The organism is Bradyrhizobium campsiandrae (genome assembly GCF_014529705.1).
Lineage (GTDB): Bacteria > Pseudomonadota > Alphaproteobacteria > Rhizobiales > Xanthobacteraceae > Bradyrhizobium > Bradyrhizobium campsiandrae.
Genome location: NZ_JAANIH010000085.1, coordinates 1 through 14,774 on the forward strand (window position 1 = coordinate 1; position 14,774 = coordinate 14,774).

The following is a 14,774-nucleotide window of genomic DNA, read 5'->3' on the forward strand; positions in this document are numbered from 1 at the left end:
TCGGATCGACCTACGACGTGCCCGCGACCTGGCGCGAGAAGGCGACGGATGTCCGCGGCGAAAGCCTGCCTTGCGGGCATTATTTGCCCGAAGAGGCGCCGGAACTCGTGATCGACAGGCTGAGCGCCTTCTTCACCTGATCGCCGGCCAGTTTGAACCGATCCGGTGTCCGCAAGCACCAAAAGCGCGTAGCCCCTGATATCAGCGGCGAAGGAACGCGCAATGAAGGCCTTGAGAGCATCGATCTGTGTCGCGATCACCACGCTCGCGCTGAGCCTGTCGCTGGCCGCGCCGTCCCGTGCGGCAGAGGACGAGGCGGGGGCGGTCACGCAGCAGATGAAAGAGCTCTATCGGGCCGGCAAATATACCGAAGCGCTGCCCTTGGCCCAGAAGGCCCTCGCCCTCCGCGAGAAGGAGTTCGGCACCGAAGACGCCATGGTCGCGATGCCGCTGAACGATCTCGGCACCATCCACTACAATCTCGGCCAATACGCGGTTGCCGAGCTGCTGTACAAGCGGTCGCTGGCCATCCGGGAGAAGACGCTCGGTCCTGATGCCACCGAAGTCGCAACCGTTCTGAACAATCTGGGCGAACTCTATCGCGCCGAAGCGCGTTATGCCGACGCCGAGCCGCTGCTCAAGCGCTCGATCGCCATCCGCGAGAAGGCGCTCGGCCGGAGCGATCCTTCCATCGTGATGGCCTTGAGCAACCTTGCTGCCGTCTATAGCAATCAGGGACGCTACGACCGGTCGGAGCCGTTGTTCAAGCGGGGACTCGCGATTCTGCAGAAGGCGAACGGCCCCGACGATCCCGAAGCGACGGTGTTGATGAGCAATCTCGCCGATGCCTACATCAATCTGCATCGCTATGCCGATGCCGAGCGGCTGCTCAAGCGATCGATCGCGGTGACCGAGAAGGCGTTCGGACCCGACCATCCCGACATCGCCCAGGCGCAGAACAATCTGGCGACACTCTATGCGCGTCAGGGGCGCAATGAAGATGCCGAGCGGCTGTACAAGCTGTCGGTGGCGACGTTCGAGAAGACGCTCGGTCCTGATCATCCGGATCTCGTCGATGTCCTCGACAACCTCGCCGCGTTCTACAGAGACCAGGGCCGCACCGCCGATGCCCGAGGCCTCATCAAGCGATCGCAGGCCATCCGCGGCAAGACCGGCGCGAGCTGAGCGCTGCGTTTTTTTGCCTGCCGACGGCTCTACCATGTCGGCACGGGCCGGTTTCGGTCGTCCTTTGGGCGACACGTCACGGATGGGCTGGACATGGTCCCCGCACACGTGACGTGATGCCACCTCGAAGCCTCGAAATCGGACTGGAGCAATACCCATGAGGATCACCGTCGAAATCAGCGTCGCAGCCCCGATCGACCAGGTCTGGCGCGCCTATACGACGCCTGCCGACATCGTGAAGTGGAACGCCGCCTCGGACGACTGGCATACGACCAAGGCAACGGTCGACCTGCGCGAGGGCGGCGTGTTTTCGTCGCGCATGGAGGCCAAGGACGGCAGCATGGGCTTCGACTTCGCCGGGACCTACACCAAAATCGTCGAGCACAAGCGGATCGAATATGCGTTCGGCGATCGCAAGGCCGAGGTCGACTTCGCGCCCGCGGCCAAGGGTGTCGTCGTCCGCGTCGCCTTCGATGGCGAAACCACCCATTCCGTCGAGCAGCAGCAGGCCGGCTGGCAGGCCATCCTCGACAGTTTTGCGCGATACGTGGAAGCGAAGCAGCGGACGTCGTAGGGACCGCAACGAGTCAAAGGCGAACGTCGATCGCCGGGTCTGCCGGTCTCATCAGCACCCCCGGCAGATGCCGCCGATCTTGCGGTCGATCATGGTATCTTCCCGATCGAGTACGTCCTGCGACCCCGTCGCCGTTGCCGGAATGTCTGATGCATGGGGCTGGCGATGGCCGACCGGGGCGGTCCAGGGCTTCGTGGTCGTTTCCTTGCCGGCCGGCGCTGGATAGAAGGATTGCGCCGACGCGGCGCCCATCGTCGAGACGAGTGCGAGCACGGCCAAGAGCTTCGAGGTGATCATCGCGGCCTCCAAATGGCATCCGCGCGGGATGCGCGGCTCTGACCTTCAGATTGGCGTCGAAGACCCGTTATTCCGCCTCTGGCGGAGGCGTGATGCGGTCGTGACCGGCCTGAACGATGCCTCGTCAGGCCGGCGCCTTGCGCCCGATCAGGCCGAACACGATCATCACGAGGCTGATGCCGCCGACAGCACCGGAGACCTCGCCGACCGTGCGCATCAGGGCGGCGGGATCGTTGGACCACAGCGTCATGTCGCGCATCGACAGGAAGAACAGCACGGCCAACACCAGCAGCACCGTGCCCACCGCTATCAATCGCCAGTTTCGTTGTCGCATGACAGATGCTCTCCCGTATCGTCCATGGACGAGCGTGTCGTTTCTCTGCAGGGGAATAGTGTCGCCGAGGCCGGATCGGGTTCAATCGGAGCAGAGCGCAGATGAAGCCGGATGCGTTTTTCAATTCGGATAAGCATAATCCATCACCGTCACCCTGAGGTGCCTGCCCTGCAAAGCAGGGCAGGCCTCGAAGGGCGACGGCCCCACTGGTGGCCGCGCATCCTTCGAGGCTCCCCATGGGACGCGTTGCGTCCCATGCCTCGCACCTCAGGATGACGGGTCGCCAGCCTTCCCTCTGCGTCGCGATGGCGGGCGTCACCAACTTCGTCTACGGTCAGATCGGTCCTGATTTCGAAAGGCGAGAGCATGCAAACCATTGGCCTGATCGGAGGGATGAGCTGGGAGAGCACCGCGCTCTATTACAAGCTCATCAACGAGCGCGTCCGCGATCGGCTGGGCGAGCTGCATTCGGCCCCGCTGTTGATGTATTCCTACGATTTCCAGCAGATCAAGGAGATGCAATATGCCGGCCGCTGGGCCGAGGCGGCGGCGAGCCTGGTGGACGTGGCGCAGCGGCTCGAACGCGCGGGCGCCCGCGCCATCGTGCTGTGCACGAACACGATGCACAAGCTGGCGCCCGAGATCGTGCCGAAGCTGACCACTCCCTTCATTCACATCGGCGATGCAACGGCGGAGCGCATTCGGGCGCGGGGATATCGGCGGGTCGGGCTGCTCGGGACCAGGTTCACGATGGTAGAGGATTTCTACATCGACCGGCTGCGCGCGCATGCGCTCGACGTCCTCGTTCCGTCCGCCGAGGAGCGCGCCGACGTCAACCGCATCATCTACGACGAGTTGTGCCTCGGAATCGTCGCCGATCCGTCGCGTCGCCGCTATCAGGACGTGATGGCCGCGCTGGTCGGGCGCGGCGCGGAGTGCATCATCCTCGGCTGCACCGAGATCACGATGCTGGTTGGCGCTGCCGATACATCGGTCGAGACGTTCGATACGACGGCCATTCACGCGGAGGCGGCGGCCGATTTTGCCATCGGGTGAAGTCGGGTGGCGTCGGACCGTCGCCATCCGAAGACGGCCCCCGATCTCGGCGCCGCTCCGGATGCCCAAGAACTTTCGACCAATTGAAACCCCGCCATGATACCGGCGAGACTATCCGGGTTCGCGCGGGGGACGACAAGATTGAGTTCCCTGGAAGCGGCTTGCTATCATGCCTTTCGGGGGTTCGGTCGATTGGGTCTATCGCGGCGACAATGACGGGCATCGATATCGAGCACATCATCGATCGTATCCACGAGGCTGCGACCGTTCCGGAGCTCTGGCCGGAGGTGCTGGAGGCCATCGCGCAGGCCGCGGGCGCACATGGCATGGTCATGATCACCTCGGACAGCGACCCCTGGGCCGGCGTCTGGAATGGCGTCGTGACCTCGCCGTCGATCCAAGAGGCCTTCGCGGCGTTCATGCGTGAAGGCATCTCCAGTCGCACCGAGACGACACCCAGGCTTCTGGCGTTTGACCACCCCGGCTTCGTCAGCGAACAGGAGGTCTTTTCGCTGGAAGAATGGGAGCGTGATCCATATCGCGTGGAGTGGAATAAGAAATGGGGCTTCGAGCATGCTTGCGCGACAGCCGTTCATAGCCCCTCCGGCGAGCTCATCGTCTTTCACATGGAAAGACTGGCAGGCCGGCCGGCCTTTTCGCGCCAGGATCTCGATTTCCTCGACCGCTTTCGTCCCCATCTCGCGCGGGCGGCCCTGCTGTCGACGCGCTGGCGCCTGACCCGGATGCGGGCGGCGACCGAGGCGCTGGCGCTTGTCGGTCTGCCGGCCCTCGCCATCGCGCGGTCTGGACGGGTCATGGCGGTGAACGCCTTGATCGAAGGCATGACGGATGTCCTGCGCTGGCTGCCGAAGGACCAATTCGCCATCAGGGACGGCGCGGCCGACACGCTGCTGCGCGCCGGCCTGGCTCAGCTCGGTTCGCCCGAAACACCCGTATGTTCCTTCGCGGCGCGCCGGACCAACGCGGATCCGGTCGTGTTTCATCTCGTTTCGATGCCGGGCGAAGCGCGCGACCTGTTCAATGGAGCGGTCGGCCTCCTGATCGTGACGCCGGTGACCGCCTCCCAGGCGCCGAGCCTTGCGCTGATCCGCGGCCTGTTCGATCTCACCCCCAGCGAGGCGCGCGTTGCGCGTGGGATCGCGCAGGGGCAGACGATCGGCGACATCGCGGCGCATCACGGCTTGAGCCGCGAAACGATCCGCACGCAGATCAAGGCCGTCCTGGCCAAGACGGGAACGCGAAACCAGAAGAGCGCGGCCGCGCTGTTCGGCGCGATCCCCAGATTACCGCTCAACGATTGATGCCGGAACGAATCCGACCCGGATCGGGTTAACCCTGGCGATGCGCCGGCGTGTCTTCACCCAAATGGGTGAAGACACGTGTCCGCCCTCCGGGTCAACTCCCTTTGAAGGGTCTGACGAGAAGCCGCAGGGATGGTGGGGCCGGAGTTTCCGACTTTCGAAGTGAGCTTGGCGCCGCGCAAGCGGAGCGCATGGGCTTGGAGCGTCTGCTCCAGCCATGGCGTGGTGCTGATGCAGGGGCGGGAACGAAGCCGGCCGGCCGCAAGATACCAGGCCGAAAGAGCCCTCTTCCTGCTGCTGCTGACCGCCCCCTATCGCTCGCGACTGTCGGCATAGCCGAGACGCTGATCGACGCCGCATAGCAAGCCCCGGCATCGCCGCCTGTCGGTCGCGTCAGCTAGCGATGGATCGGGCCTTGCTTTGCGACCTTGGGCGGCTCGAGCATCACTTCCTTCAAATCATCGCCGGCGGCGACCACGACGACGAAGGTGGGCTTGCCATCCTGTCTGACCAGCCCGCCGGCAAGCGCGTTGCCGGCCGTCGCCCGCTCCGCGACCTGCACGGCATCCGACAATTCCTGCTTGATCCACTTGAGAGCGATCATGTTGGCGAGCTCTTCGCGACCCAGTTCACGCAGCGAGCACGTCACTTCCCTTCCCGCGACGCTGCCGGTGTTGGCATCGATGGTATTCTCCCATACCCGTTCTTTCCGCATCGTGCGGACGCGATAGACGGGGGAGCCGGCCGACTCGAAGCTGATGTCGGCTGTCTTGGACCCATCATGGAGACGCTCGGCGATCGCCATCGCGCGGCTGAGCGGGATGTGGATCGTGCGGAATTCGGTCAGCACGCGGCGGATCGCGGCGTCCTCGGCGTCGCCTCGCGTGGCCGCGCTTCGGTTGGCCGAGTCGACGGGATTTTGGACGTCGGCGACGGCGCCGGTCGCTGCCAGCATGGCTGACCATACGATCAGGGCGAGGACATGTTGCTTCAGCATCGGATCAATCTCGGTCAGGTGGGTCGATGGCCTGCGCGGCCGAATGGGCGACGACGATCTCCTTGTCGGAGGGCGCGGGCTGTGACTGGTTGGTGTCGATCGCCACGCGCTCGGGCCCTTTCATGGCGGACTGGATGCGGATCGGAGGCAGCGCGGGATCCGCTTCGGTGAAGCGGCCAGGCGATGGCTCCGGCAGCAGCGAGCCCGCCGCCCAGAGCAAGCAGAGCAGCGCGCCGCCGACCGACAGAAAGTAGCCGCGCCAGGGAAGGGCGGTTTCGGTTTCTTGGTGCGCACGCATGGCGGCGATGATGGATCGTCGGCTCACGGCACGCGACTTCCGATGGTGATGTCGCCGTATCTCATCGTCAGATGCCCCACGGGCGCGGATGGCGGCGCGCAAGCCCGGCGTCGAGATAGCCGCGCTCGTCGAGCCACTCGGTCGGACAATAGGTCGCGACACCAGGATCAAAAGCGAACCCGTCTCGCTCCAGCGCCGCCCGCGTACCGGTGACGCCGGTCGGCACGGCTTCGCCGCTGTCCGGATCCACGTTCATCACGTCGAAGACCTCGATGAAGTTCAGCATTGTCGGAGCACCGGGCATCGTCTCACGCGGCGTGCGTAAGATTGTCGGATGGGTCGGGCGCAACGCCTCGGCGTGCGAGTTCGGACTCGATCATGTCGAACACATATTCGACCGGTGCGATCCAGACGTTGACCCAGTAGATGATGCAGTCGCGGGTGATCAGCAGGACCGGCGTCATGCGATCGTCCTCCGTTGCAGCCGGACAGGACCGGGCCGGCGCGCGCCGAGCGAATGCGCCCAGGCGATCATCGCGATCGTGATCCCCAGCAGCAGGCTCAGCGCCACGAGACACAGGGCGACGACGACATTGATCGATGCGACGGCAAGCCCCGGTATCGGATTTTCGCGCATCAAGGCGAACAGCATGCTTGACATTCCGCGTCTCCTTAATAAAATACACCGTATAGTTCATATAAATCACGCGCCATGGCCGAAGTCAAGACGAGGGCCTCACAAGCGCGTGTGCGGAGATCGGGGCGTCGACGCCCGTGATGTCGATGCCCGAGATCGAGTCTTACGCAGAGAGAGGAATTGACATGTCGAGATTGACGCCGGCGCTGGTCGCGGCGGTCATGGTTGCATTCGCCAGCCCATCAGCATCCGCGCAGGAGAATCAGGGCACACCGGAGCAGAGGGCCGCGTGCACGCCCGACGCCTTCCGTCTATGCAGTGCCTTCATTCCCGATCCGTCGGGGGTCGAGGCTTGCCTGCGCCAGAGGAAATCGGACCTGAGTCAAGCGTGCAAGGCAGTGTTCGAGCAGGCAAGCACGGGACCGGCGCGGAGCCGATAAGGCGCGACGTCGCGGCATCGCCACCTGCCGAAGCCGCCTTGATGCGTCCGCAGCACAGGAACGATCGATGACGACGATGTATATCCCGGCGCTGGCCGCGTTCGGCGGCTCCGCCTTCGGAGCGATCTCGACCATCTTGAGCGGATGGTTCAGCCGGCGCCGCAGGCTTCGAGAGCGCCATCACGCCCGCTCGTTCGAAAAGCGCGAGCGGTTGTACAAGAACTTCATCGAGGAGGCGTCCCGGCTGTATGCCGACGCGCTCGTCTCCGACAGGGCGGAAATCCCGCAGCTCGTCGGTCTCTATACGCTCGTCGGTCGCATGCGCATCCTGTCCAGCAACGACGTCGTTCAAGCCGCCGAGCGGACCGGCCGCCTGATCATCGAGACCTATCTGTCGCCAAACCGCTCGATCGTCGATCTGCCCGCCTTCATCGAGGAAATGGATCCTTTGCGCGACTTCGGCGAAGCCTGCCGCAGCGAGTTGCTGAACCTTCCGGCGCGGTGAGAACATGAAGCGCGAACGGTGCGGCAGCCGGCCGAGATGACATCGCAGCCACATTTGAGGGCCGCCGGCTGACGCTGACGCCTCCAGCCATCAGTCCAAATCGGACAGGCGGCCATGCTCCTACGACCAGTCCGTCTCGCAGGCCGCCAGGAAGAACGCGACGCGTTCGCGCACGAAGCCGGGAAGCTCCTTCTTCAGGTCCTTCGTTGTCTCGCCGACGAGCGACCGGAACAGCATAGGCAAGAGAATCAGGTCGAGAAAGATCTGCGCGGTGGCCCGGCTTCGCTTGGCGCTGAAAGGTCCCCTTGCGGTGCGGGCGAGCTTTTGCGTGGCTTCGTCCAGCAACTGCGACACCGCAGCCAGAGAGCGATCGCGCGCAGCGTCGTGGACGTTGCGGCCGAGTTCGGGAAACCGTTGCGATTCCGCGATGGTCGCTCTCACCATGCCGGTCGATTCCTCGACCACCCTTTCGACGATGGTCATCCCGAGGCTCATCAGCTTGTCCTCGATGGTGCGGCCCTCGGGCGAGAACCCCTCGAAGTCAGTCAATCCGTCTATGGTGCGGGCCACCACCGCCGCGAAGAGCGCTTCCTTGCCGGGGAAGTGCGCGTAGATCGTCGGCTTGCTCGCGGGAGCGAGCTCGGAAATGTCGTCGATGCTGGCGCTGTGATAGCCCTTGTCGAGAAACAGCTGCTGGGCCGCATCGAGAATGCGCGCCTGCGCATCGCCGGCCAGATCCTTGGGTGGTCTGCCTCGCTTCGTCTTTTTCATTCTTGGTCTCCGAAATCACGAGTCTGTGCGCCATTCTTTGCCACTTGACACGGCCGGCCAAGAAAGGCAAGAAAAAGAAAATATACGGTATAGTTTATTATTGGAGCCGATCGATGCGTTGCCGACCCGGCGAGCGCCCCCGGAATCGTCGGGGTCGCAACTGTGGGGCCTTCGACCCAATCGTCCGATCCGAATGAGGAGAATGTCGTGACTGTTTTGAGCCCAGCCCCGTCCGGTTTGAAGGAAGGCACGCTGCTGCGCGAACTGAATCGCAGGGTCACCAACGGTGTCGCCTTCGCCATCGACCTGGTCTCCGCCGCCGCTATCCGCGTCGAAGGGGCGGAGGCCAAATGCGCGCTCAGCGATGTCGTCGAGCTGCTGCACAGCTATGCCGATGTGCATCGTACCCTGGCCATGCCCGCGGGCGACACGCTGATCCACGCCGCGACCTACATTCGCAAGCTGGGCTGCGGCATGCGCCGGGCGCTGCTCGATCGGATGGAGATTCAGCTGGCGTTCGCGACGCAGTCCCTCGCGCTCCAGCCGGAGCGTTGCTGGCATCTGGCGCTGATCGTTCATGAGCTCGTGACGCACGCGGCACGGCACGGCTGCTTCGACGCGCGAGCCGGGCAGATCAGGATCAAGCTGACGCGCACGGGCGCGCTGGTGAACTGCGTGATCCACGACAACGGCTCGCGTCCCGCGCGGGATATCTCGGACCGCAAATTGCGGATCGCGCGGGATATCGCCAGAGCGCTCGGCGGCCGGATCGAACAGGGTTTTGGCGCTGAATTCACCTCGGTCGTGGTCTCCTTCCCGCTCACCGAGCGCGAGCGGGACGCAAACTGGTCGATCGCAACGCGCCAAATGAGGACGCGGCGCAGCACCAGAGCCGTCGCACCGCTCGTTTGCCGCCGATCCGCAGATGCGCTCGGCAAGCTGCTCTCGTCCTCTCATCCGACGGACGCGCCATGAGCAACCGATCCTCCCATCCGATCAAGGCTCCGCGTGCGGCCAGGTTTCTCGTCGCAGCGACCGCGCTCGTCGGCACCGCGCTGAGCGGTTGCAACGACCACGCGGCGCCGACGGCCATGCGGACAACGCTGGTCCGGACCACGGTCGTGCAGCCGCGCGACCGGCAAGCCTCCATCACGTTGACGGGCGAGATTCAGGCGCGCTTCCGTGCCGATCTTTCGTTCCGTGTCGGCGGACGTGTGGTTGCTCGCAATGTCGAGGTCGGCGCTCACGTCAACAAAGGCGACGTCCTCGCCCGGCTCGATGCCGCCGAGCAACAGGCCGATGTCGATGCGGCGACCGCGGCATTGGCTTCCGCGGAAGCCCAGCTGCGCGTCGCGAAAGCGACGTTCGAGCGGCAGAAAGCGCTGATTGCGAGCGGCTTCACCACCCGCACCGTCTACGATCAGGCCCAGGAGGGCCTGCGAACCGCGGAAGGTGTGCTGGAGGCGGCCAAGGCGCAGCTGGGCACCTCGCGCGATGCGCTTAGCTATACCGTGTTGCGGGCTGAAGCGGACGGCATCGTGACCGCACGAAACATCGAGGTCGGCCAGGTCGTTCCGGCTGCCCAGCCCGTGTTCTCGCTTGCCCAGGACGGGGAGCGGGATGCCGTGTTCGAGGTCTACGAATCCGTCTTCCTTGGCCAGACTGACAGCCGCCGCGTGACGCTGGCGCTGGTCTCCGACACGAGCGTGACTGCGACGGGCGAGGTGAGGGAGATTTCACCTGTCATCGACGCGAAGAGCTCCACGATCCGCGTCAAGGTGTCCATCGAGAACCCGTCGACTGAGATGACGCTGGGCAGCGCCGTCGCCGGAACGGTCAAGGCGAAAGCTCAGAAGGAGATCGCTTTGCCATGGAGCGCGCTGATGGCCGCAGGCAGGAAGCCCGCCGTCTGGACGGTCGATCCGAACACGCAGACGGCGTCGCTGAAGCCGGTCACGGTCGGCGCATACGAGGCCGGACAGGTGCTGATCAAGGCAGGGCTCGAGCCCGGCGAGCGCGTCGTCATTGATGGCGGCAAGCTGCTGAGCGTCGGCCAGCCGGTCGCCGAGGAGGGAGGTCGGTCATGAAGCGACAGGTCATGGTGATCGCCGGCACGCTCGCGGCGGTTTCGTTGCTCACCGCTTGTCAGCAGGAGACGAACGCGCCGGAGCCCGTGCGTCCCGTGCTCTCAATGGTGGCCGAGCCGAACAGCGGTGACGGCACGATTGCCGTCGGCGTGGTCGAGCCACGTTACAAGACCAACCTTGGCTTTCGCGTGCTCGGACGGCTGACCTCGCGTCCGGTCTATGTTGGCGACGTCATCGGCGAAGGACAGATCATCGGCACGATTGATCCCACCGCACTCGATCTCGCCGTTCGCGCGACAAGAGCGCAATTGGCGAAGGCCGAGGCGCAGCTTGCGACGGCCAAGGCGACGGAGGGGCGGCAACGGACGCTGATCAGCAGCGACGCGACCACCAGGCAGACGTTGGACAATGCCGAGCAGGCCCGCGCCGGCGCCGAAGCAAGCGTTGCGCAGGAGCAGGCGAATCTGACCAAGGCGATCGAGCAGCTCGGCTATGCCCAGATCAAGGCCGACTTCGGCGGCGTCGTCACCGCCGTCGGCGCAGAAGTCGGCCAGGTCGTCTCGCCCGGGCAGACCGTGCTGACGGTCGCGCGGCCGGACATTCGCGAGGCGGTCGTCGATATCGGGGAAGACTTTCCCGTGCCGCTCGAAGTCGGTCTCGCCTTCACCGTCAGCCTGCAGCTGCTTCCCGCCGTCCAGGTCGAGGGCAGGGTTCGCGAGATCGCACCGCAAGCGGACGCAGTGACGCGGCTGCGACGTATCAGGATTGCGCTCGACAACCCGCCCGAAAGCTTCCGGCTTGGCGCAACCGTCACGGCCAAGCTCGGCCAGGATCACGGCAATTTCATGCGCCTGCCCCCATCCGCGGTGCTCGCCAAGGACGGCGCCGATTTCGTCTGGGTGGTCGATCAAGCCACCGGCACCGTCTCCTTGAACAGAATCGACGGTGTCGCCGAACCGGCCGGCTTCCGCGTCATCAGCGGGCTTGCCGCAGGCGCCCGTGTCGTCACCGCCGGAGTTCACAGCCTCAAGCCGGGACAGCACGTCCGCATCGCACAGGATCAAGAGCCATGAAGTCGTTCAACCTTTCCGATTGGGCGCTCGGCCATCGCTCGCTCGTCTGGTATTTCATGATCGCCTTCATGGCGGCCGGCCTGTTTGCCTATCTCCAGTTGGGGCGACAGGAAGATCCCGACTTCACGATCAAGACCATGGTGATCCAGGCGCAATGGCCGGGCGCCTCGCCCGAGGAGATGACGCGTCAGGTCACTGACCGGATCGAGAAGAAGCTGGAGGAGCTGGAATCGCTCGACTACACCAAGAGCGTGACGGTCGCCGGCCAGACCACCGTCTTCGTCTATTTGCGCGATTCGACCAAGGCGGCCGACGTCAAGCCGACCTGGGTGCGCGTCCGCAACATGATCGCGGACATCAGGGGCGATTTCCCGCAAGGCGTGATCGGCCCCGGCTTCAATGACCGCTTTGGCGACGTCTTCGGCAACGTCTATGCCTTTACCAGCGATGGCCTCAGCCAGCGGCAGCTCCGCGATCAGGTCGAGGACATCAGGGCCAAGGTGCTGACGGTGCCCGACGTCGGCAAGGTCGACATTCTCGGCGCGCAGGACGAGGTGATCTATCTCGAATTCTCCACCCGCAAGATCGCGGCGCTCGGCCTCGACGTCCACGCCATCATGAACTCGCTGCAGGGCCAGAACGCGGTGGCGCCCTCAGGCGTGTTTCAGGAGGGGCCGGAGCGGATCAGCGTCCGCGTCAACGGGCAGTTCACCTCGGAAGCGAGCCTGAAGGCGGTCAATCTGCGCATCAACGACCGCTTCTTCCCGCTGACCGACGTTGCGACCGTCACGCGCGGTTATGCCGATCCGCCGTCAACACTCTTCAGGTACAACGGCCAGCCCGCCATTGCGCTCGCGATCGGCATGAAATCGGGCGCAAACCTGCTCCAGTTCGGCGAGGCGCTGAAGACGGAGATGAGCAAGATCATCGCCGACTTGCCGATCGGTGTCGGCGTGCACCTCGTGGCCGATCAGCCGGTCGTGGTCGAACATGCCGTTTCGGGCTTCACCGAAGCGCTGTTCGAGGCCGTGATCATCGTGCTCGGCATCAGCTTTTTGAGCCTGGGCCTGCGGGCCGGACTCGTGGTTGCCATCGCCATCCCGCTCGTGCTCGCGATCACCTTCGTCGTGATGGCCTATTGCGGCATCTCGTTGCAGCGCATTTCGCTGGGGGCCCTGATCATCGCGCTCGGCCTGTTGGTCGACGATGCCATGATCGCGGTCGAGATGATGGTGGCGCGGCTCGAGATCGGCGATCCCCTGGAGAAGGCGGCGACCCACGTCTATACCTCGACGGCGTTTCCGATGCTGACGGGAACGCTGGTCACGGTTGCCGGCTTCATCCCGATCGGGCTCAACAGCAGCAACGCGGGCGAGTTCACCTTCACGCTGTTCGTGGTGATCGGGGTGTCGTTGATCGTCTCCTGGATCGTCGCCGTCCTGTTCACGCCGCTGCTCGGCGTCACCATTCTGCCGGCGAGGATGAAGGGACATCACGATCGGAAGGGCCGCGTCGCGCAGATGTTCGCGCGCCTCCTCCTGTTCTGCATGCATCATCGCTGGAGCACCGTCACTGTCACGGCCGGCGCCTTCCTGCTCGCTTTGTTCGGCTTGCAGTTCGTGCAGCAGCAGTTCTTCCCGTCGTCGGACCGCGCCGAATTGGTGATCGACTGGAACCTGCCGCAGAATGCCTCGATCGCCGAGACCAACACGCAGATGGCGCGCTTCGAGCGCGAGCAGTTGCAGGGCAACGATTCGGTCGAGCACTGGTCCACCTATGTCGGCACCGGCGCGCCGCGCTTCGTGCTCTCGTTCGACCTGCAGACAGCCAACAGCTGGTTTGGTCAGCAGGTGATCGTAACCAAAGGCGGCATCGCCGCGCGCGACAGGCTCAAGTCGCAGTTCGAGGACTATTTGAGGAAGACGTTCCCGGGCACCGACACCTACGTCAAGCTGCTCGAGGTCGGTCCGCCCGTCGGACGTCCGGTGCAATACCGCCTGAGCGGCCCTGACATCGCCGAGGTCCGCGACCTCTCGCAGAAGCTTGCCGGCGTCATCCGCGGCAGTCCCGATCTCGGCAACGTGGTGTTCGACTGGATGGAGCCCGCGCGTGTCGTCAAGGTCGACGTGCTCCAGGACAAGGCGCGCCAACTCGGCGTGACCTCGGAAGACATCGCCACCACCCTGAACTCCGTGCTCCAGGGATCGGCGATCACGCAGGTGCGCGACAGCATCTATCGCGTCAATGTCACGGGACGCGCGACCGCGGCGGAGCGCGCCTCGATCGACACGCTGCGCGACCTGCAGTTGACCGGGCTCGGCGGCCAATCGGTGCCGCTCGGGGCGGTCGCCAGTCTGCGCTACGAGCTGGAGCAACCCACGATCTGGCGCCGCGCGCGGATTCCGACCGTCACCCTGAAGGCCGATGTCGTCGGCAATGTTCAACCGAAGACGGTCGTCGACCAGCTCGCGCCGAAGGTCGCTGAGTTCGAGAAGCACCTGCCCGCGGGCTACACGGTCAAGGTCGGTGGCTCGGTGGAGGAGAGCGCCAAGAGCCAGGGGCCGATCGTTGCTGTCGTGCCCTTGATGCTGTTCGTCATGGCCACCGTGCTGATGGTGCAGCTGCAGAGCTTCTCGCGCCTGTTCCTGGTGTTCGCGGTCGCGCCGCTCGCATTGATCGGCGTCGTCATGGCCATGCTGCCGAGCGGCGCGCCACTGGGCTTCGTCGCAATCCTCGGCGTGCTCGCCCTCATCGGCATCCTGGTCCGCAACTCCGTGATCCTGATCGTGCAGATCGAGGATCTGAAGAAGGACGGCAGGCCCGCCTGGGATGCGGTGGTGGAAGCAACCGAGCACCGCATGCGGCCGATCCTGCTCACGGCCGCCGCGGCCAGTCTCGCGCTCATTCCAATCGCGCGCGAGATTTTCTGGGGCCCCATGGCCTATGCCATGATGGGCGGCATCATCGTCGGTACGCTGCTGACGCTGCTGTTCCTGCCGGCGCTGTATGTCGCGTGGTTCAGGATTCATCCGGGGCATGCGGATGAATCCCCTTCCCATCAGCTTGAATCCGCTGCGCACGAAGCGGCACCCGAACGGGGCCAACACGCCGTCGAGCCTGTGCTCGAACCCCAGATCTAGAATGGAGACGATGATGCTCCCGAAGACCCGTTCAACCCTTGCCGTCGCCGTGACGTTC

At 64.7% G+C, this 14,774-nt stretch carries 17 protein-coding genes; 9 read left to right on the top strand and 8 right to left on the bottom strand.

The genetic code is table 11. The annotated features are described in order from the left end of the window. Positions 1 to 222 precede the first annotated feature (222 nt). Complete coding sequence (locus tag G8O24_RS37890; RefSeq protein WP_188107612.1) at positions 223 to 1,185, top strand: tetratricopeptide repeat protein; 963 nt, start codon at positions 223 to 225, stop codon at positions 1,183 to 1,185. A gap of 157 nt (positions 1,186 to 1,342) precedes the next feature. Next, positions 1,343 to 1,759, top strand: a complete 417-nt coding sequence (locus G8O24_RS37895; RefSeq protein ID WP_188107613.1) for an SRPBCC family protein — start codon at positions 1,343 to 1,345, stop codon at positions 1,757 to 1,759. A 51-nt stretch (positions 1,760 to 1,810) separates the two neighbouring features. Here G8O24_RS37895 and G8O24_RS37900 read toward each other — a convergent pair whose 3' ends face one another. Together G8O24_RS37900 and G8O24_RS37905 are read right to left on the bottom strand one after the other, a co-directional pair. Then, positions 1,811 to 2,056, bottom strand: a complete 246-nt coding sequence (locus G8O24_RS37900) for a hypothetical protein (RefSeq protein ID WP_188107614.1) — start codon at positions 2,054 to 2,056, stop codon at positions 1,811 to 1,813. A gap of 124 nt (positions 2,057 to 2,180) precedes the next feature. Continuing rightward, positions 2,181 to 2,390: a hypothetical protein gene (locus tag G8O24_RS37905; RefSeq protein ID WP_188107615.1), complete on the bottom strand. Its 210-nt coding sequence runs from the start codon at positions 2,388 to 2,390 to the stop codon at positions 2,181 to 2,183. Between the two features lie 366 nt (positions 2,391 to 2,756). Here G8O24_RS37905 and G8O24_RS37910 point away from each other — a divergent pair, with 366 nt between their 5' ends. Together G8O24_RS37910 and G8O24_RS37915 are read left to right on the top strand one after the other, a co-directional pair. Beyond that, positions 2,757 to 3,446 carry an aspartate/glutamate racemase family protein gene (locus G8O24_RS37910; RefSeq protein ID WP_188107616.1) on the top strand — a complete coding sequence of 230 codons (690 nt, stop codon included), beginning with the start codon at positions 2,757 to 2,759 and terminating at the stop codon, positions 3,444 to 3,446. Positions 3,447 to 3,658: 212 nt separating this feature from the next. Then, positions 3,659 to 4,768 carry a helix-turn-helix transcriptional regulator gene (locus G8O24_RS37915; RefSeq protein WP_188107617.1) on the top strand — a complete coding sequence of 370 codons (1,110 nt, stop codon included), beginning with the start codon at positions 3,659 to 3,661 and terminating at the stop codon, positions 4,766 to 4,768. A 397-nt stretch (positions 4,769 to 5,165) separates the two neighbouring features. Here the strand turns inward: G8O24_RS37915 and G8O24_RS37920 are convergent, their stop codons facing one another. From G8O24_RS37920 to G8O24_RS37940, 5 genes are read right to left on the bottom strand one after another with little or no spacing between them, the layout of a single operon-like run. Continuing rightward, positions 5,166 to 5,765 (bottom strand): PepSY domain-containing protein, encoded by a 600-nt coding sequence (locus tag G8O24_RS37920; RefSeq protein WP_188107618.1) that lies wholly within the window; start codon positions 5,763 to 5,765, stop codon positions 5,166 to 5,168. A gap of 4 nt (positions 5,766 to 5,769) precedes the next feature. After that, the gene (locus G8O24_RS37925; protein WP_188107619.1) at positions 5,770 to 6,090 is read right to left on the bottom strand and encodes a hypothetical protein; all 321 of its coding nucleotides are present in this window, start codon (positions 6,088 to 6,090) and stop codon (positions 5,770 to 5,772) included. Positions 6,091 to 6,130: 40 nt separating this feature from the next. After that, positions 6,131 to 6,349, bottom strand: a complete 219-nt coding sequence (locus G8O24_RS37930) for a hypothetical protein (protein ID WP_244646273.1) — start codon at positions 6,347 to 6,349, stop codon at positions 6,131 to 6,133. Between the two features lie 22 nt (positions 6,350 to 6,371). Further along, the gene (locus G8O24_RS37935) at positions 6,372 to 6,527 is read right to left on the bottom strand and encodes a hypothetical protein (RefSeq protein WP_188107620.1); all 156 of its coding nucleotides are present in this window, start codon (positions 6,525 to 6,527) and stop codon (positions 6,372 to 6,374) included. Then, positions 6,524 to 6,724, bottom strand: a complete 201-nt coding sequence (locus G8O24_RS37940) for a hypothetical protein (RefSeq protein WP_188107621.1) — start codon at positions 6,722 to 6,724, stop codon at positions 6,524 to 6,526. Before G8O24_RS37940 ends, G8O24_RS37935 begins: the two co-directional genes overlap by 4 nt. A 483-nt stretch (positions 6,725 to 7,207) precedes the next feature. On the opposite strand from G8O24_RS37940, the gene G8O24_RS37945 reads away from it, so the two are divergent. Further along, positions 7,208 to 7,645 carry a hypothetical protein gene (locus G8O24_RS37945; protein ID WP_188107622.1) on the top strand — a complete coding sequence of 146 codons (438 nt, stop codon included), beginning with the start codon at positions 7,208 to 7,210 and terminating at the stop codon, positions 7,643 to 7,645. Positions 7,646 to 7,765: 120 nt separating this feature from the next. Here the strand turns inward: G8O24_RS37945 and G8O24_RS37950 are convergent, their stop codons facing one another. Next, the gene (locus tag G8O24_RS37950) at positions 7,766 to 8,416 is read right to left on the bottom strand and encodes a TetR/AcrR family transcriptional regulator (RefSeq protein WP_188107623.1); all 651 of its coding nucleotides are present in this window, start codon (positions 8,414 to 8,416) and stop codon (positions 7,766 to 7,768) included. A gap of 237 nt (positions 8,417 to 8,653) precedes the next feature. Here G8O24_RS37950 and G8O24_RS37955 point away from each other — a divergent pair, with 237 nt between their 5' ends. From G8O24_RS37955 to G8O24_RS37970, 4 genes are read left to right on the top strand one after another with little or no spacing between them, the layout of a single operon-like run. Then, positions 8,654 to 9,391, top strand: coding sequence for an ATP-binding protein (locus G8O24_RS37955; protein WP_188107624.1), 738 nt, complete (start codon positions 8,654 to 8,656; stop codon positions 9,389 to 9,391). Next, a complete protein-coding gene (locus G8O24_RS37960; RefSeq protein ID WP_188107625.1) occupies positions 9,388 to 10,503 on the top strand; it encodes an efflux RND transporter periplasmic adaptor subunit in 1,116 nt (371 codons plus the stop codon). The genes G8O24_RS37955 and G8O24_RS37960 overlap by 4 nt, the downstream gene beginning before the upstream one ends. Then, positions 10,500 to 11,576: an efflux RND transporter periplasmic adaptor subunit gene (locus G8O24_RS37965; protein WP_188107626.1), complete on the top strand. Its 1,077-nt coding sequence runs from the start codon at positions 10,500 to 10,502 to the stop codon at positions 11,574 to 11,576. Before G8O24_RS37960 ends, G8O24_RS37965 begins: the two co-directional genes overlap by 4 nt. Continuing rightward, positions 11,573 to 14,716 carry an efflux RND transporter permease subunit gene (locus G8O24_RS37970; RefSeq protein WP_188107627.1) on the top strand — a complete coding sequence of 1,048 codons (3,144 nt, stop codon included), beginning with the start codon at positions 11,573 to 11,575 and terminating at the stop codon, positions 14,714 to 14,716. The genes G8O24_RS37965 and G8O24_RS37970 overlap by 4 nt, the downstream gene beginning before the upstream one ends. Positions 14,717 to 14,774 lie beyond the last annotated feature (58 nt).

What these genes read in the sequence shown, in the direction of transcription:
- G8O24_RS37915 (WP_188107617.1), top strand. Translation starts at nt 3,659, where the DNA reads ATGACGGGCATCGATATCGAGCACATCATCGATCGTATCCACGAGGCT.
- G8O24_RS37935 (WP_188107620.1), bottom strand. Translation starts at nt 6,527, where the DNA reads ATGACGCCGGTCCTGCTGATCACCCGCGACTGCATCATCTACTGGGTC.
- G8O24_RS37940 (WP_188107621.1), bottom strand. Translation starts at nt 6,724, where the DNA reads ATGTCAAGCATGCTGTTCGCCTTGATGCGCGAAAATCCGATACCGGGG.
- G8O24_RS37920 (WP_188107618.1), bottom strand. Translation starts at nt 5,765, where the DNA reads ATGCTGAAGCAACATGTCCTCGCCCTGATCGTATGGTCAGCCATGCTG.
- G8O24_RS37895 (WP_188107613.1), top strand. Translation starts at nt 1,343, where the DNA reads ATGAGGATCACCGTCGAAATCAGCGTCGCAGCCCCGATCGACCAGGTC.
- G8O24_RS37970 (WP_188107627.1), top strand. Translation starts at nt 11,573, where the DNA reads ATGAAGTCGTTCAACCTTTCCGATTGGGCGCTCGGCCATCGCTCGCTC.
- G8O24_RS37910 (WP_188107616.1), top strand. Translation starts at nt 2,757, where the DNA reads ATGCAAACCATTGGCCTGATCGGAGGGATGAGCTGGGAGAGCACCGCG.
- G8O24_RS37960 (WP_188107625.1), top strand. Translation starts at nt 9,388, where the DNA reads ATGAGCAACCGATCCTCCCATCCGATCAAGGCTCCGCGTGCGGCCAGG.
- G8O24_RS37950 (WP_188107623.1), bottom strand. Translation starts at nt 8,416, where the DNA reads ATGAAAAAGACGAAGCGAGGCAGACCACCCAAGGATCTGGCCGGCGAT.
- G8O24_RS37900 (WP_188107614.1), bottom strand. Translation starts at nt 2,056, where the DNA reads ATGATCACCTCGAAGCTCTTGGCCGTGCTCGCACTCGTCTCGACGATG.
- G8O24_RS37965 (WP_188107626.1), top strand. Translation starts at nt 10,500, where the DNA reads ATGAAGCGACAGGTCATGGTGATCGCCGGCACGCTCGCGGCGGTTTCG.
- G8O24_RS37930 (WP_244646273.1), bottom strand. Translation starts at nt 6,349, where the DNA reads ATGCTGAACTTCATCGAGGTCTTCGACGTGATGAACGTGGATCCGGAC.
- G8O24_RS37905 (WP_188107615.1), bottom strand. Translation starts at nt 2,390, where the DNA reads ATGCGACAACGAAACTGGCGATTGATAGCGGTGGGCACGGTGCTGCTG.
- G8O24_RS37945 (WP_188107622.1), top strand. Translation starts at nt 7,208, where the DNA reads ATGACGACGATGTATATCCCGGCGCTGGCCGCGTTCGGCGGCTCCGCC.
- G8O24_RS37890 (WP_188107612.1), top strand. Translation starts at nt 223, where the DNA reads ATGAAGGCCTTGAGAGCATCGATCTGTGTCGCGATCACCACGCTCGCG.